Below are 21,938 nucleotides of genomic sequence, written 5' to 3'. Positions count from 1 at the left end.
GCGTCCGCGACGCTCGCTGCTTCGTGTTTCCCTGACGGTGCTCGCCCGCTGGAATCGCGTTGGCGTCACGTGCCATCCAACCCGGTTTCGAGTTACCAGAGCCGGCTGACCACCGCACTCAAGCGGAGCGTCGTCTTACGCAGAAAGGCAGCTTTTAAATTGGAGCCCGATTCCCATCGAAGCTGCCTGCTTCGTCCAATCCGGCTGGCCGGACCCTATAGATTGTTTCCCGGCCTGCCAAGAGCTTTTTTTTCCGCGCGCAAAGCTCCTGTTCTCAGCGTAAAAATCCCGTTTCAGGCAAAAATAAAGGCGCATACCCGGTCGTTTTGCGCGAGATCGCGGTGTTTTTGCGCGAGAACAAACTCCCTTTGCGCGAAAACGCGTTCGACGTCGGCGGCCTGATCGAATCCGATCTCGACCGCGACCATTCCCCGAGCTTCGAGATGGCGCGAAACACCTTCGGCAATCGCCCTGTAGGCTTCCAGACCGTCATCCCCGCCGTCAAGCGCGGCCCAGGGATCGAAATCCCTCACTTCGCGCTCCAGATTCGGTAGGTCGTTCCTCCTTACATAGGGAGGGTTGGACACGATTACATCAAACGCCCCTTCGACCGGCTCGAACCACGATCCCTGCCGCGTAGAAAACCGGCTATCGAGCCCAAGTCGGCGGGCATTCGAAACGGCGGTTTCCAGCGCCTCGGAGGAGATATCAACGCCGACCGATTCGGCCTCCGGCACCTCGTGCAGCAGCGCAAGGGCGATCGCCCCGGTGCCGGTTCCCAGATCGAGAATCCGACAGCTTCCCTTTTTCCGCACGATGTCGCGGACCGTGGGCAGCACAGCATCGACCAGTATTTCGGTGTCGGGACGCGGTTCGAGCGTTTCGGGCGAAAGTGCTAGCCTCAGGCCGTAAAACTCGCGAAACCCAAGAATACGATGGACCGGCTCGCCGGAAAGACGGCGGGCGACCGACAGTTCAATCGAATCGACAATGGCGGGCGGCAACAAGCGTTGCGGATCGGCGATGGCGTCCGCCCGGCTTGTGCCGGAAAAATGCTCGACGATGAGCCGCGCATCGAGATCGGGTGTCGCAATCCTGGCTTCGGCCAACGCGGATCGCGCCGCGCGCAGCACCGAGCCGAGCGTCCGCTCAGCCATCGGCGTTCATATCCGCCAGGAGCCGCGATTGCTGGTCGGCGATCAGCGCATTGACGATCTCGTCCAGCTCGCCCTCCATGACGCGGTCAAGCTTGTAGAGGGTGAGGTTGATGCGGTGGTCGGTGACCCGCCCCTGCGGGAAATTATAGGTGCGGATGCGTTCGGAGCGGTCGCCGGACCCGACCTGCGAGCGCCGCGATTCGGAGCGCTCCTCGGCAGCCTTCGAGCGCTCCATGTCATAGAGCCTCGCCCGCAGAATCTGCATGGCGCGGGCGCGGTTCTGGTGCTGCGATTTTTCAGCCTGCACGACGACGATCCCGGACGGAATATGCGTGATGCGCACCGCCGAATCGGTGGTGTTCACATGCTGCCCACCCGCGCCGGACGCACGCATCGTATCGATGCGGATGTCCTCGTTGCGGATTTCGATATCGACCTCCTCCGCCTCGGGCAGCACGGCGACGGTGGCTGCGGAAGTGTGGATGCGTCCGCTGGCCTCGGTCTCCGGCACGCGCTGGACGCGATGGACCCCGGATTCGAATTTGAGATGGGCGAAAACCCCCTTCCCTGCGACGGAAGCGATGATTTCCTTGAAGCCACCGACCTCGCCCTCGCTGGCGGAAACCAGCTCGACGCGCCAGCCCTTCAGGGCGGCGTAGCGCTCGTACATGCGATAGAGGTCGCCCGCGAAAAGCGCCGCTTCGTCACCGCCGGTTCCGGCGCGGATTTCGAGGATCGCGTTCCTCTCGTCCGCCGCATCCTTGGGAAGCAGCAGGATCTGGATGTCGCGTTGAAGCGCCTCGATGCGATCCTCGACCTCGGGCAGGTCCGCCTCGGCCAATGCCCGCATCTCCCCGTCAGTCGACTTGTCGGCAAGCATGGCTTCCAGATCGGCCTGCTCCTGTTCGGCATCGCGGAGCGAGCGGATCTTGCCGACCATTTCCTGCATGTCGGAATATTCGGACGCCATCTTCACATAGGCGTCGGCGCTCGGCCCGGCAGCCATCTGCGCTTCGAGCATCTCGAAACGCTTCACGACCTGATCCATCCGATCACGCGGCAAGGCAATCATCGTCTACACTCTACAAGGGAATCTTGCGGTCGTCGGCAAATGCTTGGAGCAGCGCCCGCATCGGCAAGGTGGCGCTCTTGCCGGACAGGTTTTCCTGCATGAAGGTCTCCAACTGGCCAAGCGGCAGTTCGAGCATCATGGCCTTGACCGGGCCGATGGCGGCAGGCGACATGGAGATGGAGCGATAGCCGAGGCCCATCAGGGCCATTGCCGAGATCGGCTTGCCGGCCAGTTCCCCGCACAGCGTGACAGGCGTGTTGTTGCGCCTGCCCGCATCCGCAATGTCCTTCAGCGTCCTGAGGAACGGCACGGACAACGGATCGAAACGGTTGGCGAGGGTCGAATTGCCCCTGTCGGTCGCCATGACGAACTGGAACAGGTCGTTCGACCCCACCGACACGAAATCCACCGCCGACATCAGCTCGTCCAGTTGCCACAGAAGCGAAGGGACTTCGAGCATCGCGCCGAGCTTCAGCGTGTTCGGCAGCATGTGCGCAAAGCGCGACAGATGGCGAACCTCCGTGTCGATGATCTCGCGCGCCTGCGCGATTTCGCCCAGTTCGGTGACCATGGGCAGCATCACCTTGAGCTCGCGACCCCCCGCCGCCTTGAGCAGGGCGCGAACCTGAGTCTTGAGCAGGCCGGGACGGTCCAGCGTCAGGCGGATGGCGCGCCAGCCGAGCGCCGGGTTTTCCTCCGGCTGCATGCCCTTGAAATAGGGGAGCACCTTGTCGCCGCCTATGTCGATGGTGCGGAAGGTGACGGGCTTGCCACGCGCGGCGTCCAGCACGTCCTTGTAGAGCCTTTCCTGCGCCTCGGCGCGCGGGAAAGTGGATGCGACCATGAATTGCAGTTCGGTGCGGTAAAGCCCGATGCCCGCCGCGCCGGACTCCGCGAGTTGCGGCAGGTCCACCAGCAGGCCTGCATTCATCAGCAAGTCGATCTTCGTTCCGTCCTTGGTCAGCGACGGCCTGTCGCGTAATTCCCTGTAAAGCTGCTGCCTGCGGGCGCGGAAGCGAACCTTTTCGGCGTAGGCAAGCTCCACATCCTGCTGCGGACGAAGATGGATCGTTCCCTCATCGCCATCGACAATGACCGGGTCGCCGTTTTCGGCCATCGACACCGCGCCCTTGACCTGCCCGACGGCTGCAATGCCCATGGCGCGCGCCACGATCACAACATGGCTGGTGGCCGCTCCGTCCTCGAGGATGAGGCCGCGCAGCTTTTCGCGCGGATAATCCAGCAATTCGGCAGCGCCCATCGAGCGCGCGACGATGATCGAATCCTTCGGCAGGGCAGCGGCGATGTCGTCGGGTGCCCGGCCCATCAACTGGCGCAGCAGCCGATTGCCGAGATCGTCGAAATCGCTCATGCGCTCGCGCAGATAGGGATCGGTCATGTGCAGCATGCGGGCGCGCATGTCGCTCTGCACCTTTTCGACCGCCGCTTCCGCCGTCAGCCCATTGTTGATTGCCTCTTCCAGCCGGCGCACCCAGCCCCGGTCGTTGGCGAACATGCGATAGGCTTCAAGCACGGCGCGGTGCTCGCCCTCGAACGCCACGTCACGGCGCGACAGCATGTCGTCGATGGAAAGCCGCAGCGAACCAAGTGCGCTTTCGAGGCGCTCCAGTTCCCTGTCGCTGTCCTCGTTGAACAGGTTGGTGACGACGATGCGCGGCTCGTGCAGCACCACATGGCCGAGGCCGACGCCTTCATTGAATGACAGGCCGCCGATTGTGACCGGCTTGGACAGGTCGAGTTCCAGTCCGGGGCGCGTCAGCCGCGTAAGGCCGCCCGCCGCGATCATCTCGGCCATCACCATGGCGGTGGTTTCGAGCGCCTCGACCTCGTCTTCCCGATAGGTGCGCATGGTGCGGTTCTGCACGACGAGCACGCCAAGCGTGCGCCCCGCTCGCAGGACCGGCACGCCAAGGAAGGAGTGGTAAATCTCCTCGCCCGTTTCCGGCAGGTAGGTAAAGGCGGGGTGCTTCTGGGCGTCCGACAGGTTGAGCGCACGCGCGCTGGCCGCGATGGTGCCGACGAGCCCCTGCCCCACCTGTAGCTGGGCAAGGTGGACGGCGCTCGGATTCAGACCCTCCGTCGCGTAGAGTTCGAGGACGGAATCGGCGCGCAAGACGTAGAGCGAGCAGACTTCAGCGACCATGTTCGAGGCGATGTCGCGCACGATCCTGTCGAGTCGCTCCTGCGGCTCTAGCGGCTCCGCCATCAATTCGCGGAGTTTTTTCAGCAATACACGCGGACCACCCGCAGCATCGCGCATCGGCGTCCCTTCCGACCCTGACGGACCATTTTGCCCGGCGAACCGCTCGATTCGCCAGCAGAATTTCTACTGCTTATCGAGCCCGTAGACCGAATGCAAAGTGCGAACGGCCAGTTCGGTATACGGCCCGTCGATAAGGATGGAGATCTTGATCTCCGAAGTGGTGATCGCACGGATGTTGATCGCTTTTTCGGAAAGCGCCTTGAACGCCGTCGCGGCGACGCCCGCATGGCTGCGCATTCCGATGCCGATGACCGATACTTTCGACATGCCTTCATCGTGCTGCACGGTATCGAAGCCGACCGTTGGGCGGATTTTCTCCAGCACGGCCAGCGCCTTGTCGACATCGCCGGACGGCACCGTGAAGGTCATGTCGGTCGATTTGCCGTCTTCAGAAATGTTCTGGACGATCATGTCGACATTGATGCCCGCCTCGGCCAGCGGCCCGAAAATTCCTGCGGCGACGCCGGGACGGTCGGCGACGCGGCGGAGCGAAATCTGCGCCTCGTCCTTGGCGTAGGCAATGCCGGTAACAACCTGCTGTTCCACGATTTCATCCTCGTCGCAAATGAGCGTTCCGGGCGGGTTCAGGAGATCGCCCATGCCGGGCGCGTCCGGATCGTCGAATGAGGAACGCACGAATGTGCGCACCTTGTGCACCATTGCAAGCTCGACCGATCGGACCTGCAGCACCTTTGCCCCGAGCGACGCCATTTCCAGCATTTCCTCGAAGGTGATCTTCGACATGCGCCGCGCCTTCGGCTCGATGCGCGGATCGGTGGTGTAGACCCCGTCCACGTCGGTATATATGTCGCAGCGATCGGCCTTCACGGCAGCCGCGATGGCAACGGCGCTGGTATCCGAGCCCCCGCGGCCAAGCGTCGAAATGCGGTTGTCGGGCGCCAGCCCCTGAAAACCGGCAACCACCGCCACCTGGCCTTCCTTGAAGCGCTGGATGAGGAACGAGCCATCAATGTCGGTGATGCGCGCCGCGCCGTGCGCGCCGTCGGTACGGATCGGTATCTGCCAGCCGAGCCACGAACGGGCATGGATGCCCATGTTCTGCAGCGTGATCGCCAGCAGGCCCGCCGTCACCTGTTCGCCCGACGCAACCACGGCGTCATATTCGCGCGCGTCGTGCATGGGCGAGGCTTCCTTGGTCCACCCGACCAGCTCATTGGTCTTGCCCGCCATGGCCGAAACCACGACGGCCACCTCATGGCCCGCATCGACCTCGCGCTTTACATGCCGCGCCACATTGCGGATGCGGGCGATGTCGGCGACCGATGTTCCGCCGAATTTCATCACGATGCGCGCCATGTGCGGACAGATGCCTTGTCGAATGTCGCCGGAGAACCCCGGCTGCTCCTGCAATGAAGCGCCCGCAAAGGCGAGCGCCGAAACCGCGGCCTCCTTAGCCAAAGCCCGCCCGCTTCGCAAGTTGTCTGCGCGCATTGCGGCGGGCAGGGGGGCGAGGCGGGGGCGTCATTGCGGCTTGCTTGACGCGATTTAGCTGCCCCTCATCCCGCTGCCGCGTCCTTCTCCCCGTTTTGACGGGGAGAAGGAGGATAGTCGCCGACGCTGGCGTCCCCCTCGCCCCGTTGTAACGGGGAGAGGGTAAGGGTGAGGGGCAGCGCCAACCTTGACATTTCGCCGGCCAGACCCGACTTCCTTGCCTCCAAGGAGAGATTCATGGCGCAGGCAGAACGCACGACGATCGACCCCGAAGAACTGGAACGGTTCTCGCGCATCGCAGCCGAATGGTGGGACCCTTCCGGAAAATTCCGCCCGCTGCACAAATTCAACCCGGTGCGGCTGGCCTATATACGCGACCAGATCGCGGCGCGGATGGGACGCGACCCGCTGGCTGCACGGCCGCTCGAAGGCGTGCGCGTTCTCGACATCGGCTGCGGCGGCGGCCTGTTGTGCGAGCCGATGGCGCGGCTGGGCGCAACAGTCGTTGGCGTCGATCCGGCGGAGCGCAACATCGAGGTGGCGCGGCTGCACGCCGCGGAAGGCGGGCTCGACATCGACTATCGCGCCACCACCGCCGAAGCGCTGGCGGACGCCGGAGAACAGTTCGACGTGGTGCTGAACATGGAAGTGGTCGAGCACGTCACGGACATCGACCTGTTCATTCAGCGCACCAGCGAGATGGTTAAACCCGGCGGGTTGATGTTCGTTGCGACGATCAACAGGACGCTGAAAGCGCTGGGGCTGGCGATCATCGGCGCCGAATATATCCTGCGCTGGCTGCCGCGTGGAACGCACCGCTTCGAAAAGCTGGTGCGCCCACAGGAGCTTGAGACCGCACTCGGTAAGGCCGGACTTACGGTAATAGACCGCACGGGCGTGACCTACAATCCGCTTGCGGACCGCTGGAGCCGGTCGAAGGATATGGATGTGAACTATATGCTGCTGGCGGAACGGCCGGCATAGGCCGGTCAGTTGCGCTCGTCGGGAAAATTCGGCAGCGGCAGGAATTCGATGCCGTCCTCGGCAAGCTCGCGCGCCTCCTCGACAGTCGCCTCGCCATAGATGCCGCGCGCATCGGTTTCGCCAAAGTGGATTTTTCGGGCCTCGTCGGCAAAGCGATCGCCGACATAATCCGCATCGGCCTTCACGCGCTCGGCGAATGCCTTCATCTCCGCCATGACGCGGCGCTGCTGCTCGCCCATGGCCAGCGCGATCTTTTCCTGCTTGCGCGCCGTGGACACCGCAGGCGCCATCAGCGCCTTCTCCACCCTCGTGCTGCCGCAATGCGGGCAATCGACGAAGCCGCGCTTCTTCTGCGTGTCGAAATCGTCATTCGAGCGGAACCAGCCCTCGAACTCATGAGCGCTGTCACAAACCAGGGAAAAACGAATCACGATGCGGCACCCTTGAACTCCACAGGCCCGACCTCGCTCAGCCCGAACTCGCGCGCATTCTTGAGATTGGGAATTTTCGCGCGCGCGGCAGCTACCTGAGCGGTGTCGATCTCGGCCAGGATAACGCATGGTTCGTTACCATTCGCTTCCGCGATCACCCGCCCCCAGGGGTCGATGACGAGCGAATGGCCATAGGTCTCGCGGCCATCCTCGTGCAGGCCGCCCTGCGCGGCAGCAACGACAAAGGCTCCGTTCTCGATGGCACGGGCGCGCAGCAGCGTATGCCAATGCGCCTCGCCGGTCTGGCGGGTGAAGGCGGCGGGAACCGTCAGCACCTGCGCACCGGCGAGCGCCTCGGCGCGGAAAAGCTGCGGAAAACGCAGATCGTAGCAGATGGCGAAGCCGAGCCTCGCAAAGGGAAGATCTGCGACCACCGCCCGCGTTCCGGGCTCGTAGGCCGAGGATTCCCGCCAGCTTTCGCCATTGTCGAGATCGACGTCGAACATGTGGATCTTGTCGTAGGACGCGATCAGCGCGCCGTCCGGCCCGTACAGCAGCGCCCGGTTGGCGAGCTTGCCGTCCTCTCGCAGGATCGCGGTGGAGCCGACATGCAGCACGATGCCAAGCTCGGCGGCAAGGCGGGAGGCCGTGCGGGCGACAACATCCCGCTCGACGGAGGTGAACAGCGCGACACGCGCATCCTTGTCGCGGATGAGGCCGCCGGTCATCTCGGGCGACTGGACATAGGCCGCGCCCTTCGCGGCGGCCTCGCGCACGAGATGCTCGAACTCGACGGCGTTGCGGTCCGGGCTGGTGCCAGAGCGCATCTGGACGGCAGCGGCCTTGAAAATCGTCATGGCGTATCCTCAGCCCAGCGCGCCGGTCTTGAGCAGGCCGTCGAGCCTGCCCTGGTCCTCGAGCGCATGCAGGTCGTCACAGCCGCCGACATGAACATCGCCCACGAAAATCTGCGGAAAAGTGCGGCGACCGGAGCGCGCGACCATCTCCTCGCGCAGTGCGGGGCTGAAACTCGCATCGTGTTCGGTATAGGCCACGCCCTTGCGGTCGAGCAGCCGCTTGGCCGCCGCGCAATAGCCGCACATCGCTCGCGTATAGATGGTCACATCAGGCATGTTCGTTCGCTTTCCTTGCCGACTATATAGTCTCAGCCTCATCCGGCTGAAAGTCCCCCGGCAGCACGCGCGCGAAGGTGAGCACATCAACCGCCCCCGCGCCGCCTTTCATAAGGGCTTTGGTCACGGCGTTGACGGTCGATCCGGTGGTGTACACATCGTCGACCACGAGCACGCGGCGTCCGGCCACGTCGATAAGCTTCTGCGGCGGCACGACGAAAGCCGCGCGCACATTGTCCTGCCGCTCGGCAAGCTTGAGGCCGACCTGCTGGCGCGTGTTCCTGATGCGCATGACCGCATCGGGAAGCATCGGCTTCGCGGAAAGGCGGGCGAGCGAGCGCGCAAGCTCCGCCGACTGGTTGAACCTTCGCCGCAGCAGCCGCGCCCGGTGCAGCGGGACCGGCACGATCACGTCCGCCTCCCGCAGCAATTGCGATCCGGCGCGCATCATCCACCGCGCCATCCAAGGCGCGAGATCGGTCTGGTCGCGATATTTCAGGCTCTGCACCATCGAACGCGCAACCCCGCTGTAGCCGACCGCCGCGCGCGCCCGCCGAAACGGCGGCGGATTTGCAATCGCGTCCGCCGACAGGAAACCGTCGCCCATGTCGTGCGAGAAGGGCGTGCCCATGACCTCGCACCACGGGCGTTCGAGAAAGCGGACGCCCGGCCAGCACAAAGCGCACAGCGTGGCAGGCGCCGAGACGACGCGGCCGCAACCCGGACAGCAGGGCGGAAAGAGGATTCCCGCCGCACGTACCGCCAGATCCGTCAAGGAAGCCCTGAACATGGCCATTGTCACCGATCAACCGCTTCGGTATGGCCTGTGCCGTGCCGCCGCACAACAGGAAGAAATGCCGCGTGCAACTGCTATTCGATACCGAACTTGCGCTCGCCCGAAGGTTGCGGGCGCTGCATGCCCATGTGACCGGCGCGGATTTCCTGATGGAACGTGTCGCAGACGATCTCGGCGAGCGGCTGGCGACCGTGGAGCGGCGGTTCGACCGCGCCATCGCCGCTTTCTGCACCACCGGACATGCGGCAAGGGCGCTGGAGCGCAGCGGCAAGGTCGGTCACGTCTTGCGCGTGGAGCGCGACGCGGCGCTGCTCCTTCCCGATGACGGGCTGACGGCGGCGGCTGAAACCCTGCCGGTCGAACCCGAAAGCGTGGAGCTTGCCGTCTCGCTGCTGGCGTTCCAGGAGGTCAACGACCTGCCCGGCCTGCTGCTCCAATTCCGGCGCGCGCTGAAGCCGGACGGCCTTTTCCTTGCGGCCATGGCAGGTGGGGAAACCTTGCGGGAACTGCGCGAAAGCCTGCTGGTCGCGGAAACCGAATTGACCGGAGGTGCGGCGCCGCGCGTCAATCCCTTCACGGACGTGCGGGATGCAGGCGCTCTGCTCCAGCGGGCCGGTTTCGCGCTGCCGGTCGCGGATGTCGAGGCGATCACGGTCCGGTACCCGCATCTTTTCGCGCTGATGGCGGACCTGCGGGCGATGGGCGCTACCAACGTCCTGCTCGACCGCAGCCGAAAGCCCGTGACACGTCGGCTTTTCATGCGCGCGGCGGAGATTTATGCGGAGCGGTTCTCAGATGCGGACGGACGCATAAGGGCGACATTCGCAATCATCTGGCTGTCGGGATGGGCGCCCGACGCCTCGCAGCAAAAGCCTTTGAAGCCGGGGTCGGCACAAGTTTCGCTGGCGCGGATATTGAAGCAGGGCGGCGACTGATCAGCCGGGCGGGATGCCGAGCGCTTCCTGCACGGTTGAGCTGTTGTTGTCCCACATATTGTTGATGGACAGCCCCGCGCTTTTGGCGCCACCGAGCAGCGCAACGCAGATCAGCACAGCGATCAATCCATATTCCACGGCGGTGGCACCGCTCTCGTCTTCAATGAATTTTCTGACCGTGTAGAACATGGGTCGACCGCCTCTCCATGCGAGAACGGTAGCAAACGGAAATTAAAAAGCCCTGCGCTGCTTTGCTAAGATTGCACCGGAAATCTGCCGCATCCGTTCAGCATGCGCCGCGCCGGGAGCCGTCCGGGCGAATGACGCAGACGGAATCGGGCGATGGCTGGAGAACGCTGCGACGAAGCGTGTAGGTGTTGCCCTTGTTGATCGAACCGACCTGCATCGTATCGATGCCCGCGCCGTCGGCCCATTGGTCGCTGCGCTTGTCGAGCACGGGGACAATGAGGATCGTCAGCGCGGCGATGCCGAGGCCGAAGAGCAGCGTTGCCCTGAGAAGGCCCATGCCGGCTCCCCGCATACTCCAGCTTCCCTCGTCACCGACGAACTGCCACCCGCGTTCCTGCTCCATCGACCCTCGCAACGCGACTTCCCGCACAAGTTGTAGATTTGAGGGACATTTTCACGATCGCCTCAACGACTCGTTAACAAATCGCCGATGCTCGCAACACCGTTAATGAAAGGTGAAGCCCCCCGCATGGACAGCACGGGTCAAAGCAGGTCGATCAAGAATGGAATGAGGGGCGCGTCGGCGGGCGGCATGGGGTAGTCGCGCAGCTTCGAGGGCTTGACCCACTTCAAGGCCTGCGCATCCAGAGGTTGCGGAATGCCCGTGAACTTCCGGCAGACATAAAGCGGCATCAGCAGGTGAAACTTCTCGTAGCGGTGGCTGGCGAAGGTCAGTGGCGCAAGGCATTCGGGCTTCGTCTCGATGCCGAGTTCCTCGCGCAATTCGCGCACCAGCGTTTCCTCCGGCGTTTCGCCGGGCTCCACCTTGCCGCCCGGAAATTCCCAGAGCCCGGCAAGCTGCTTGCCTTCGGGACGCTGCGCAATCAGCACGCGGCCGTCAGCATCGACCAGCGCGCAGGCGACGACCAGCAGGATGGGGAGTACGGGCTTTTCCATGCTCATTTCTTCGCCGGGCGGCGATAGTGATAGCGATAGGCTTCCACAAAGCCGATCGTCTCGTAGAGCCTGAGCGCCGGCGTGTTGTCAGCCTCGACCTGGAGCCATGCCTGTTCAGCGCCACGCAGGCGCGCCCACCGCAGGGCCGACAGCACGACGCGCCTTCCATAGCCCTTGCCGCGTTCGCGGGGGCCGGTGGCGATCTCGAACAGCCCGGCGAGATCGCCGTCATGGACGCAAACGGCGGTCGCAAGCGGCGTCCCGCTGTCTTCCAGCACGAACAGGCCCGCCTCCGCATGGATAGAGCTGATGATTTCCGTCAGGCCGGGCCGCAATGCCGGGTCCATCATATGGACTTCCATCGCGGCATTGATGAAGCGCCCAATGTCCTTCAACGGAATCTGAAGAATCGCATTGTCGACGGGCAGGTCCTGGAGGCTCGCCCGCATGACCAGCGATTCCGACATGCTGATCCAGCCCTGCGCGTCGAAATAATCGGTCAGCGCGGGACCCGACAATGGCGAAAGGCGAAAAGTCAGCGGCCTGCCATAAGCTTCGAACCAGCGTCCGGCGCGCGCCACGCGCTCTTCGAGGTCGCGCACATCGCCCGGATCGAGCGGATTGACGGAGTTCAGCCGCTTGGCCGGGTGCCCGGCGTTGAGCCGCACGACCCAGGTTCCGTCATAATGCACAGAGGCCGCAGGCCACGCGCGAAACGCCGCCGCTTCGAAGCGGCGCACCAGCGGCAGGCCCGCCGAAATGCCTGGATTTGTGCCGTTTGAGATCATCAACTGCGGTAATCGCCATTGATGGCAACATATTCCTTGGTGAGGTCGCAGGTCCAGACCGTGGCCTTGCCCCGGCCAAGCCCGATATCGGCGCGGATGCGGATTTCATCGCGCTTCATGTAGGCCGAGGTCGCTTGTTCCGAATAGGAAGGATCGCGCTCGCCCTCAAAGGCAAGCCTGTTGTCGCCGAACCAGATCGACAGCAGATCACGATCCGCCGGTTCGCCCGACTTGCCGACCGCCATGACCACGCGTCCCCAATTGGCATCCTCGCCTGCAATCGCTGTCTTGACCAGCGGCGAGTTTGCGATGGATAGCGCAATGCGTTTGGCCGAGCGGGCCGACCGCGCCCCGGTTACCGTAACCTCGACCTGCTTGCGCGCGCCCTCGCCGTCGCGGACCACCTGTAGGGCAAGATTCTTCAGGATTTTGTTCAATCCGCGCTTGAAGAGCATCAGCAGCGGGTCGCGTATGTCGGAGATGCGCGGCGCGCCGCGATCCGCAGCGGCGCCGGTCGCAAACAGAAGCAGCGTATCGCTTGTCGAAGTGTCGCTGTCGACCGTGACGGCGTTGAATGTGCCGCTTACGCCTTTGGAGAGCAATTGCTGGAGAACGGGCGCGGCAATCGGCGCATCCGTTGCAACGAAGGACAGCATGGTCGCCATGTCGGGCGCGATCATTCCGGCCCCTTTTGCGATGCCGTTGATAACCACGTCGGTCTCCCCGAGCTTCACCGTGACGGTGGCGACCTTCGGATAGGTGTCGGTGGTCATGATCGCCCTCGCCGCATCCAGCCAGCGGTCCTCGCTCGCCTGCCGGGCAAGGTCCGCCAGAAGATGGGTGAACTTGCCGGGGTCGAGCGGCTCGCCGATGACACCTGTTGAGGCGAGGAACACTTCGGAGATGTCACATGCAGCGGCAGCCGCAGCGGCCTTGCCGGTGGCCGAGGTCGACTCGCGGCCCTTGCGCCCCGTGAATGCATTCGCATTGCCGGAATTGACCACGAGGATGCGCGCCTTGCCGCCGCCAAGGTTCTCGCGGCAGAAATCGACCGGAGCGGACGGGCATCTGGAGCGAGTGAAAACCCCGGCGATTTCAGTTCCCGGTGCAAACACCATTGCGAGCAGGTCCGTCCGGTTTCGATATTTGATGCCGGCCTCCGCCGTCGCGATGCGCACACCCGCAACGGACGGCATCTTTGCGTATTTCTTCGGTGCGAGGGGTGAAATCTGTTCCGACATTGGGCGACCGGCTGCCTTTTCTGGATTTGCGTTCCGTTTGCCCCAGCCACGCACCGAGCGCAAGTGCGCCGAGCAGCACGAAGCCCGCCAGAATGCACCAGTGACCGCCCGATACATGGAGTTGCGGTTGCAAGCAGGTTTCAATCTGATAATCAGTAATCTCTAATATTCGATGTGCCGCTCCCACAATGCGGACCTGAAAGAATGAAATTGCGAGGCACGATGAGCGATCGAGGCACGGCGGCGGCAGCGCGCGACGAAACTGATTCGGTGTTGACCTTCCGGGACATCTTCAACCGGCTCTGGACATGCCGGGCGCTGCTCGTGCTGCTGCCGTTTCTCGGCATCTGCGCCGCCGCGCTCGCCGTGCTCGCCGACAGCGCGTCGAACCGCCAGATCATCTCATACCATGTGAAGCTGATCGGCATAGAAAACGGAAACTATCCGAACGCGACGGCCTTCTCGCCCGCAGACCTCAAGTCGTCGACCGTCCTGACCGCATTGGCGGAGCGGTTTCATATCGGCACGGATCGGCTGGAGCAGGCCATCGGCGTCAGCTATGACGACCCGGCGGCGGCAGGCATCGAGCGAAAATACCAGCAGAAGCTGGCCACGCGGGGCCTCCAGCCGGCGGATATAGATGCTATCAACAGCGACTATCTCGCCGAGCTTTCAGCCGCCATGAACAGCGGGCTGCGCATCGAAGTGAACAACGACCTGCTCGGCCTTTCCTCCCGCGAGGCTATCGCACTGGCCTTTGCCGTACCGGCGACATGGAACGATGTTTTCGTCAAGCGGTATCGCGTGCTGGCCAGCTCGGACCTCAGCGAAGCCAGCATCAGCTCCGTGCCGAAGCAGCCTTCCGGCACGGTCGCCCTGCTGCTCGTGGGGGAGCAACTGGACAGGATCGAGGCAGGCGTCGCCATCATAAGCGAGGACAACCGGCTGGCCGGACTCACTACGCCGGACGGGCTGACCGCGCAGGAACTGGCGAACCTGATCCGGGAGTTCAGGACGATCGAGTACAACCCTCTGCTGGCAGGAGGATTTCCGCCGACCGATCCGGTCGCCGTCGCCCTGCGCAGTCAGTTGGTCACGAAATCGAGGGAGATCGCAGGACGCATAGAAGGGATCGACCGGAACCTGAACAGGCTGTTCGGAGAAACGAGGTCTAGGTCGCCCGAAAACGGCTTCACGAGCGGCCCGCTTCTGGACCAGGGCGCACTCGACAAGGTGGTCGAACTCGTGGAGCGGGCCTCCTATGTCGCCTATGTTCGGGACCTGATGGACAAGCGGCAGCAGCTTGTCGGCCAGATGTCGCGACTCAATGCACGGCAGGACGCGATCATCATACGAGATGCCGGAAGCGTGCTGCCGGAGGCGGGCAACCTGCCGGAGACGGCGAAACGGAACCTCGACATGCTAACGTCGAAATATCGAGACCTGTTTTCACTGGCGCAGAGGAAGCTCTTCGAGAGCAGCGGCACGTTCTATGCGGCAAGGTCCACGCCCACCGATCGCGGCTCGCTCTATTCCGCCCTTGTCGTGGTGGCGCTGGGCGGGGTGGCGGGCTTTGTGCTCGCCATGCTCTACGCGCTTCTGATGCCCGCCTTCCGCGCGGCAATCGCCAAGGGCAGGAACCACGCCTCTCGCCAGCTTCGCGTAATTGCCTCGGGCGAGACAACGTGAGAGCATCGCATCCGCGCCAATCCCGGCGCGGGGCAGCCGCCGCCGGCTGCCGGGACAGGCGAGGCCGCAATGCATGGACCGCTGATCGTTGCAGCCACGGGACTGGGCATTCTGGGCCTTTCGGCCTTCGCTTGCGCAGCACAGGACGCCTCCTGTCGCCAGAGTACGCCCGTCAATACGCTGGAAGCGATGTGGTCTGCGCTCGGCAGGTGCTGGCAGCCGCCGGAGGGGACGCAGGGCCTCGAAGTGACGGTGCGGTTTTCGCTCAGGCGTGACGGCTCGCTCAACGGCAAGCCGCAGATTACCTGGCTGAAACGCGGCGGTACCGAAGCGGCGCGCGAGGCATTCGTGGCGTCCGTATTCCGCGCGCTGGAGCTGTCGCTGCCGATTCCCCTCACGGAATCGATGGGAAATGTCGCGGCGGGCAGGCCGATGACCATGCGGTTCACCAGCCCCGATCCCAAGGAAAGGACGCTCTGAGCCTCAGCCGGAGCGTCCCTGTATGTGGTCTCCGGTCAGGGTTTGGGCGTTTCCATCCCCTCGACGGACTGCTTCAAGGCAGGATCGGCGATATCGATCTTGGCCGCGCCGCGCAAGCTCTGGATCAGTTCGAGATATTTGTCGCGCAGCACCAGCGAACGGACCTGGTCCTTCACATCGTCGAAGGCCGGCGGCTGCTTGGCGCGCTTGTCCTCGACCTTGATGACGTGGAACCCGAACTGCGTCTGCACAGGCGTCTTGGTGTAGGTACCCGGCGCGAGGTCGAAGGCGGCCTTCTCGAATTCGGGGACCATCTGGCCCGCAGAGAAATAGCCAAGGTCGCCGCCATTGGCGCCCGAGCCCGGATCGGTGGACTTTTCCTTGGCGATGTCCTCGAACTTCTTGCCCGCGTCGAGATCCTTGATGATCGCCTCCGCTTCCTCCTTGGTCTTGACGAGGATGTGGCGGGCGTGAATTTCGTTCTCCGCAGGCTGCGCGGCGATTTCCTTGTCGTAGCGCGCGCGGATTTCGTCATCGGTGATCTTCGCCTGGACTTCCTTTTCGATCACCGCCGCGTGGAGCGCGCGCTGCTGCAGGAAGGCGAGGCGACGCTGCATGTCGGGGTCCTTGTCGATGCCCTTCGCGGCAGCCTCGGCCGCCATCAGGCGAATTTCGATGACCGCCGAAAGTGCCGCGGCGCGCTTCTGCTCCTCGGGCAGGCGCGCGAACTGCTGGTCGAGGTCCTCGATGGCGAGATCAAGGTCGGCCTCGGTGATCGGCTGGCCGTTGACGGTGGCAAGCACGGTGTCGGGCGCGGGCTTCGGAGCAGGCGCGGGAGCCGCAGCCGCGGGCGGGGTCTCGGCCGGTTTCGCATCCTGTGCGAATGCCGCGAACCCGGTCCCGGCGGACAACAGGGCAGCGATGGAAAGCCGGATCAGGGATACGCGGCAAAAGGACGGGGACATCAAAACAACTCCAGTAGGATTCGAGCGCGCAAGTACATGCTGAAAGCGGCTTAAAATGTGGCGGTTTCCCAAGTGCGACGGTGTTTAGTTGCCACGTTGACATCGCCGCGCACCCCTCTTATCTGTCCACCACCTTTGCGTCCAGAAGCGATTTTGGGCGCTTTTCGTTTTGCTTCGAATCCACTGCCTTTAACGGTTGCGCGGCGGATTCGCCCGGTTTCCCGACCGGGGTGCGCCAATTGAAAGGGCCATTGAATGGTCAGCTTCGGCAATCTCGCCCGCAAGATTTTCGGTTCCGCGAATGACCGCCGCGTCAAGGGCATGCGTCCACGCGTCGAGGCGATCAATGCGCTGGAGCCGGAGGTGGCGGCGCTGTCCGACGAGGCGCTGCGCGCACGAACGGCGGAGTTCAGGCAGCAGCTTGCCAACGGCGCGACGCTGGACGACCTCCTGGAGCCTGCCTTCGCCACAGTGCGCGAGGCAGCGAAGCGCGCGCTCGGCCTGCGCCCCTTCGACGTGCAGCTCATGGGCGGCATGGTGCTGCATGGCGGAAACATCGCCGAGATGCGCACCGGCGAGGGCAAGACGCTGGTCGCCACCCTGCCCGTCTACCTGAACGCGCTGGCCGGCAAGGGCGTGCATGTGGTCACGGTGAACGACTATCTCGCCAGCCGCGACGCCGAATGGATGGGCCGCGTCTATGGTTTCCTCGGCATGACGACCGGCGTGATCGTCCACGGTCTGGACGACGAGCAGCGTCGCGCCGCCTACGGTTGCGACATCACCTACGCGACGAACAATGAGTTGGGCTTCGACTACCTTCGCGACAACATGAAGTATGAGCGCGCCCAGATGGTGCAGCGCGAACACTTTTTCGCGATTGTCGACGAGGTGGACTCGATCCTGATCGACGAGGCGCGCACACCGCTGATCATTTCGGGGCCGCTCGAAGATCGCTCGGAAATGTACAACACCGTCGACGCGCTGGTGATCAAGCTCGAAGCCGCCGACTATGAGGTCGACGAAAAGCAGCGTACGGCGATCTTCACCGAGGAAGGCACGGAGAAGATGGAGGGCCTGCTCGCCTCAGCCGGTCTGCTGCGCGGGGAATCGCTCTATGACGTGGAAAACGTCGCGATGGTCCACCACGTCAACAACGCGCTCAAGGCGCATCGCCTGTTCCAGCGCGACAAGGACTATATCGTGCGCAACAACGAAGTCGTCATCATCGACGAGTTCACGGGCCGCATGATGCCGGGCCGCCGCTATTCGGAAGGGCTGCATCAGGCGCTTGAGGCCAAGGAGCATGTGGCGATCCAGCCGGAAAACCAGACACTCGCCTCGATCACTTTCCAGAACTATTTCCGCATGTACAAGAAGCTGGCGGGCATGACCGGCACGGCGCTGACGGAAGCGGAGGAATTCGCCAACATCTACAATCTTGGCGTCACCGAAATCCCGACGAACCTGCCCATCCAGCGCCTCGACGAGGACGACGAGGTCTATCGCACCATCGAGGAAAAATACCGCGCCATCGTCCGCGACATCCGTGAGGCAAGCAGCAAGGGCCAGCCGATCCTCGTAGGCACGACCTCTATCGAAAAGTCCGAGCTGCTGGCGGAGCGGCTCCGCAAGGAGGGTCTCAAGGATTTCCAGGTGCTGAACGCCCGCTACCACGAGCAGGAAGCGGCCATCGTGGCCCAGGCGGGACGTCCGGGCGCAATCACCATTGCGACCAACATGGCCGGGCGCGGCACCGACATCCAGCTTGGCGGCAATGCCGACATGCGCATCGCGCAGGAGCTGGCCGACATGCCGGCGGGACCGGAGCGCGAGGCGAAGGAAAAGGCCATACAGGAGGATATCGCCAAGCTGAAGCAGCAGGCGCTGGCCGCCGGCGGCCTCTATGTGCTGGCGACGGAACGCCACGAATCCAGGCGCATCGACAACCAGTTGCGCGGACGCTCGGGACGCCAGGGCGATCCGGGCCGCTCGAAATTCTACCTGTCGATCCAGGATGACCTGATGCGCATCTTCGGCTCGGACCGCATGGACGGCATGCTCCAGAAGCTCGGCCTCAAGGAAGACGAAGCCATCATCCATCCCTGGATCAACAAGGCGCTCGAAAAGGCGCAGAAAAAGGTCGAGGCCCGCAATTTCGATATCCGCAAGAACCTGCTCAAATATGACGACGTGATGAACGACCAGCGCAAGGTCGTGTTCGACCAGCGCCTGTCGCTTATGGACGGCGGGAGCCTCACCGAGACGGTCGCGGAAATGCGCGAGGACGTCGTCGACGATCTCGTCACCCGGTTCATCCCGGAAAATGCCTATGCAGAGCAATGGGATGTGCAGGGGTTCAAGCAGGCCGTGCTCGAACAGTTGAACCTCGACCTGCCTGTGGACGAATGGGCGAAGGAAGAAGGCATCGCCGAGGAAGAGATGCGCGAGCGCCTGCTGAACGCGGTCAACGCCGCCGCCGAGGACCGCGCGAAGCGGTTCGGCCCCGAGATCATGACCTATGTCGAACGCTCCGTTTTGCTCCAGACGCTCGATCAGCTCTGGCGCGAGCACATCGTCAATCTCGACCATCTGCGCTCGGTGATCGGCTTCCGCGGCTATGCGCAGCGCGATCCGCTGAACGAATACAAGTCCGAATCCTTCGAGATGTTCCAGGCGATGCTCGCCAATCTGAGGCAGGCCGTGACCGCGCAGCTCATGCGTGTCGAACTGGTGCGCGAGGCCGCCGATGCGCCGCCGCCGGAAGCGCCCAAGGTGTTCGGCCATCACATCGATGCGACCACCGGTCAGGACGATTTCGGCGAAGGCGACGACGAAGCGGTCGTCGATCCTTCACAGCGCGATCCGAACAACCCCGCCACCTGGGGCAAGGTGGGGCGCAACGAGCCATGCCCGTGCGGCTCCGGCAAGAAATACAAGCACTGCCACGGCGCGTTCTAGATGTGAGCTTTCAGGAGCAAGATTCAACACACTCTCGGGGGGCATCGCCGCGTCAGCGGCAAACGACGTCGAAGCAGCGGCTCCCATGCTGGCAACAGCAGGCGGAACGCTTCTCAGGAACAGGCGGCGAGCGATCTTCATGTCAGCCTTCCCCCACTGAGCCAGTGCTGCGAGTTCGGCCTCGGGACGGCGCCGCGCGATGTCAGCCAACTGCGCTTCCTTGTGCTTCTCCCATAGGCAAATCAGGCACCGTGCGAAGTTCGGGCGGTCGAAGGACAGCCTGTGCCACGGCTGAGCGAACATGGAACGACACTTTTTGAGGAGAAAGTTCTGGCCGAATGGCTCAAGGACAAGGGCCAACTGCCCAAATGAATGACCGGTCCAACCCCTGACCTTGCATTTCTGTAGTTTATAGGATACATATTTGTGGTCGACGTCGTCACGACGAGCGTATTCGATGCGTGGTTTGACAAGTTGCGGGACCGTGGCGCCAAGGTTCGAATTGGGGTACGAATTAGCCGAGTCCAGCGAAACAACTTTGGCGATGTCAAATATTTCGGTGGAATCGGAGAACTGCGCATTCCATACGGGCCGGGCTATCGGATCTATTTCGTCAAGCGCGGTGAAGTGGTTGTGATCGTTCTGTGTGGTGGCGACAAAGACAGCCAGGACCGGGACATAAAGCGCGCCCTTGAGATCGCAGAGGAAATCAAAGATGCCGACTACTCTTAAAAGGTGGGACCTCGCGAATTTCCTCAATTCGGCGGACGATGTTATTGCCTACCTTGAGGTTATCCTTGAAGACGGCGACATGGCGGAGCTTTACGCCGCCCTTGGCGATGTGGCTCGCTCTCACGGCATGACAGAGATTGCCAAGATCACAGGTATGTCGCGCGAAAGCCTATACAAAGCCCTAAGCGCCAAAGGGAATCCGTCCTTCTCAACCGTGATGCGCGTCCTCGGAGCGATGGGCCTTCGCTTGACAGTCAAGCCAATCGAAGCCGCGAACGACGGACGCGAAAACGATAATTACGCCGAGGCTCGTTTAGGCGCATGACGCGCTATCAGTACATTTTCACTCCGGGCTTATCCGCCAAAACGCGCAGCGTTCTAAAAACGCTCCACCGCTTCCGGTTTCGGTGTCAGCCTGAGAGAGCCGCGAGCTCATCCTGCGAGATCGGCATGGGTTCGCAGCCCTTGTCGAACAGGATGGCGCGCACCCGGACCGCAGGCGCGCCGATGCCCACATAGCGCTTGAGTCGGTTCAGGTAGTGATGCGCCATCGGACCAAGCAGAGGCTGCTTTGGCTCCAGCGAGCCGCCCGCCGAGTAGATCAGCGTCCTGTCCTTCGACGCCCATTCCACGATGTTGCGGTGCCAACCCTGCGGCGAGACGTTGGCGATCTGCACACGGCATGCGCCGCGCGTGCCGGTCACCCATTGCGGATCGGTGTTGGGCGGCGCGAATTGCACCGCGAAGCTGTTATGCTCCAGCAGGGCGACAATGTCGTTCTGGTCCGGATACATCATCCGGTCGCTCGCGCGGCCATCGGCGTTCACCTTCAGCGAGAGGCTGACCACGCCGACGAGGATGAGGAGAACGCTAAGCGCGAGCCGGGGCATCGGAATCGATCCACCTGAAATAGATAGACAGCACGGCAATGATCGACAGCCATTCGGCAAGGGACGCGCCGACGGCACCGTGGATCACGTCGTAATAGGCCGGGAAAAATGCAATCGCGCTCATGCGAACGACATTGATCGCGACGGTCGCGGCGCAGGCCAGCACCACCGCCTTCAAAATGGTCAGGGACCATTTCCGGTTGAACACGCTCATGAAAAAGACGCCGCACAAAAGAGCCAGCGAAACATTGGTGAGCGAGGAACAGGCAGGTTCGAGGAACAGCACGCCGGTGCCGTCCCAGAAGGGAATGGTGTTTCCGGCCGAACCGGTGCCGACCACGAAGCCGACCAGCTTGGCGTCAATGGACAGTATCAGGTTGCTGAAGCTCGCAAAAAGCAGCCGCGCCCAGAGCATCGGAATGGTGATGCCGAACATCAGCACCCCGACCCGGCGAAACGGCGTGCCGGAGGTGCTCGTCCACACGAGGTAAAGCGCCATGAGGGCGACGCCAAGCCAGCTCGCCGCCGAGATCGGGAACAGAAAGCCGAGGCAGGCAACCACGGCAAGCACATAGTCGAATGGCCGGATCGGCTCGTCGCCCGCCTGCTTGAGCAACCAGAAAACGCCGCCCGCCGCCACCCAGACAAGGGCGCTGATGCCGAAGGTGTTGAAAACGGTGCCCAGCGCGCCGCTTTCGCCCAGTTCCTTGAAAAAGCGCTCGCTGATGCCGTTCAGGAAGCCGACCGCGAAAAGCCCCGCATAGAGCTGCGCCCGTGTCATTCGAGAAGCTGTTGAAACTTC

The 21,938-nt window shown here is 63.2% G+C and carries 23 protein-coding genes; 7 read left to right on the top strand and 16 right to left on the bottom strand.

Translation table 11 applies throughout. From position 1 onward, the window contains the following. Positions 1 to 293: 293 nt before the first annotated feature. The 4 genes from prmC to M9924_10645 all read right to left on the bottom strand — a co-directional run bounded on the left by prmC (position 294) and on the right by M9924_10645 (position 5,830). The gene (gene prmC, locus M9924_10660; protein MCO5064869.1) at positions 294 to 1,157 is read right to left on the bottom strand and encodes a peptide chain release factor N(5)-glutamine methyltransferase; all 864 of its coding nucleotides are present in this window, start codon (positions 1,155 to 1,157) and stop codon (positions 294 to 296) included. Next, a complete protein-coding gene (gene prfA, locus M9924_10655; protein MCO5064868.1) occupies positions 1,150 to 2,229 on the bottom strand; it encodes a peptide chain release factor 1 in 1,080 nt (359 codons plus the stop codon). The genes prmC and prfA overlap by 8 nt, the downstream gene beginning before the upstream one ends. Before the next feature lie 10 nt (positions 2,230 to 2,239). After that, a complete protein-coding gene (gene ptsP / locus M9924_10650; GenBank protein ID MCO5064867.1) occupies positions 2,240 to 4,510 on the bottom strand; it encodes a phosphoenolpyruvate--protein phosphotransferase in 2,271 nt (756 codons plus the stop codon). A gap of 66 nt (positions 4,511 to 4,576) precedes the next feature. Further along, the gene (locus M9924_10645; protein ID MCO5064866.1) at positions 4,577 to 5,830 is read right to left on the bottom strand and encodes an aspartate kinase; all 1,254 of its coding nucleotides are present in this window, start codon (positions 5,828 to 5,830) and stop codon (positions 4,577 to 4,579) included. 372 nt (positions 5,831 to 6,202) lie between these two features. Here M9924_10645 and ubiG point away from each other — a divergent pair, with 372 nt between their 5' ends. Beyond that, entirely contained in the window at positions 6,203 to 6,949 is a 747-nt protein-coding gene (gene ubiG / locus M9924_10640) for a bifunctional 2-polyprenyl-6-hydroxyphenol methylase/3-demethylubiquinol 3-O-methyltransferase UbiG (protein ID MCO5064865.1), read from the top strand. Between the two features lie 5 nt (positions 6,950 to 6,954). Here the strand turns inward: ubiG and M9924_10635 are convergent, their stop codons facing one another. Genes M9924_10635 through M9924_10620 form a run of 4 tightly spaced genes read right to left on the bottom strand, consistent with a single transcriptional unit; the run spans position 6,955 to position 9,303 of the window. Then, on the bottom strand, positions 6,955 to 7,380 hold the full coding sequence (locus M9924_10635; protein MCO5064864.1) for a DUF1178 family protein: 426 nt from the start codon (positions 7,378 to 7,380) through the stop codon (positions 6,955 to 6,957). Next, positions 7,377 to 8,237, bottom strand: coding sequence for a carbon-nitrogen hydrolase family protein (locus M9924_10630; GenBank protein MCO5064863.1), 861 nt, complete (start codon positions 8,235 to 8,237; stop codon positions 7,377 to 7,379). Before M9924_10630 ends, M9924_10635 begins: the two co-directional genes overlap by 4 nt. Positions 8,238 to 8,246: 9 nt before the next feature. Further along, the gene (gene grxC, locus M9924_10625; GenBank protein ID MCO5064862.1) at positions 8,247 to 8,513 is read right to left on the bottom strand and encodes a glutaredoxin 3; all 267 of its coding nucleotides are present in this window, start codon (positions 8,511 to 8,513) and stop codon (positions 8,247 to 8,249) included. A gap of 22 nt (positions 8,514 to 8,535) precedes the next feature. Next, the gene (locus tag M9924_10620; protein MCO5064861.1) at positions 8,536 to 9,303 is read right to left on the bottom strand and encodes a ComF family protein; all 768 of its coding nucleotides are present in this window, start codon (positions 9,301 to 9,303) and stop codon (positions 8,536 to 8,538) included. A 71-nt stretch (positions 9,304 to 9,374) separates the two neighbouring features. On the opposite strand from M9924_10620, the gene M9924_10615 reads away from it, so the two are divergent. Beyond that, positions 9,375 to 10,244, top strand: coding sequence for a methyltransferase domain-containing protein (locus M9924_10615; GenBank protein MCO5064860.1), 870 nt, complete (start codon positions 9,375 to 9,377; stop codon positions 10,242 to 10,244). Here the strand turns inward: M9924_10615 and M9924_10610 are convergent, their stop codons facing one another. From M9924_10610 to argJ, 5 genes are all read right to left on the bottom strand, one after another. Continuing rightward, entirely contained in the window at positions 10,245 to 10,433 is a 189-nt protein-coding gene (locus M9924_10610; GenBank protein MCO5064859.1) for a Flp family type IVb pilin, read from the bottom strand. A 97-nt stretch (positions 10,434 to 10,530) separates the two neighbouring features. After that, the gene (locus tag M9924_10605; GenBank protein ID MCO5064858.1) at positions 10,531 to 10,836 is read right to left on the bottom strand and encodes a hypothetical protein; all 306 of its coding nucleotides are present in this window, start codon (positions 10,834 to 10,836) and stop codon (positions 10,531 to 10,533) included. 140 nt (positions 10,837 to 10,976) lie between these two features. Beyond that, a complete protein-coding gene (locus tag M9924_10600; GenBank protein ID MCO5064857.1) occupies positions 10,977 to 11,390 on the bottom strand; it encodes a (deoxy)nucleoside triphosphate pyrophosphohydrolase in 414 nt (137 codons plus the stop codon). A 2-nt stretch (positions 11,391 to 11,392) separates the two neighbouring features. Then, positions 11,393 to 12,178: a GNAT family N-acetyltransferase gene (locus M9924_10595; GenBank protein MCO5064856.1), complete on the bottom strand. Its 786-nt coding sequence runs from the start codon at positions 12,176 to 12,178 to the stop codon at positions 11,393 to 11,395. Further along, positions 12,178 to 13,419: a bifunctional glutamate N-acetyltransferase/amino-acid acetyltransferase ArgJ gene (gene argJ / locus M9924_10590; protein ID MCO5064855.1), complete on the bottom strand. Its 1,242-nt coding sequence runs from the start codon at positions 13,417 to 13,419 to the stop codon at positions 12,178 to 12,180. Before argJ ends, M9924_10595 begins: the two co-directional genes overlap by 1 nt. Positions 13,420 to 13,641: 222 nt before the next feature. Here argJ and M9924_10585 point away from each other — a divergent pair, with 222 nt between their 5' ends. Beyond that, positions 13,642 to 15,108: a hypothetical protein gene (locus M9924_10585; protein MCO5064854.1), complete on the top strand. Its 1,467-nt coding sequence runs from the start codon at positions 13,642 to 13,644 to the stop codon at positions 15,106 to 15,108. 69 nt (positions 15,109 to 15,177) lie between these two features. Next, positions 15,178 to 15,588 carry a TonB C-terminal domain-containing protein gene (locus M9924_10580; protein ID MCO5064853.1) on the top strand — a complete coding sequence of 137 codons (411 nt, stop codon included), beginning with the start codon at positions 15,178 to 15,180 and terminating at the stop codon, positions 15,586 to 15,588. Between the two features lie 35 nt (positions 15,589 to 15,623). Here M9924_10580 and M9924_10575 read toward each other — a convergent pair whose 3' ends face one another. Continuing rightward, positions 15,624 to 16,553 (bottom strand): peptidylprolyl isomerase, encoded by a 930-nt coding sequence (locus M9924_10575; GenBank protein MCO5064852.1) that lies wholly within the window; start codon positions 16,551 to 16,553, stop codon positions 15,624 to 15,626. Between the two features lie 255 nt (positions 16,554 to 16,808). On the opposite strand from M9924_10575, the gene secA reads away from it, so the two are divergent. The 3 genes from secA to M9924_10560 all read left to right on the top strand — a co-directional run bounded on the left by secA (position 16,809) and on the right by M9924_10560 (position 20,571). Beyond that, positions 16,809 to 19,514, top strand: a complete 2,706-nt coding sequence (secA, locus tag M9924_10570) for a preprotein translocase subunit SecA (protein ID MCO5064851.1) — start codon at positions 16,809 to 16,811, stop codon at positions 19,512 to 19,514. 426 nt (positions 19,515 to 19,940) lie between these two features. Further along, positions 19,941 to 20,246, top strand: coding sequence for a type II toxin-antitoxin system RelE/ParE family toxin (locus M9924_10565; GenBank protein MCO5064850.1), 306 nt, complete (start codon positions 19,941 to 19,943; stop codon positions 20,244 to 20,246). Beyond that, a complete protein-coding gene (locus M9924_10560; GenBank protein MCO5064849.1) occupies positions 20,230 to 20,571 on the top strand; it encodes a putative addiction module antidote protein in 342 nt (113 codons plus the stop codon). Before M9924_10565 ends, M9924_10560 begins: the two co-directional genes overlap by 17 nt. 85 nt (positions 20,572 to 20,656) lie before the next feature. Here the strand turns inward: M9924_10560 and M9924_10555 are convergent, their stop codons facing one another. Both M9924_10555 and M9924_10550 read right to left on the bottom strand, forming a co-directional pair. Continuing rightward, positions 20,657 to 21,136, bottom strand: coding sequence for a hypothetical protein (locus M9924_10555; protein MCO5064848.1), 480 nt, complete (start codon positions 21,134 to 21,136; stop codon positions 20,657 to 20,659). Beyond that, entirely contained in the window at positions 21,117 to 21,917 is an 801-nt protein-coding gene (locus M9924_10550; protein MCO5064847.1) for an archaeosortase/exosortase family protein, read from the bottom strand. The genes M9924_10555 and M9924_10550 overlap by 20 nt, the downstream gene beginning before the upstream one ends. Positions 21,918 to 21,938: the final 21 nt, after the last annotated feature.

This window comes from Rhizobiaceae bacterium (genome assembly GCA_023953835.1).
Classification (GTDB): domain Bacteria; phylum Pseudomonadota; class Alphaproteobacteria; order Rhizobiales; family Rhizobiaceae; genus Mesorhizobium_G.
This window is presented reverse-complemented; position numbering and strand designations above follow the sequence as displayed.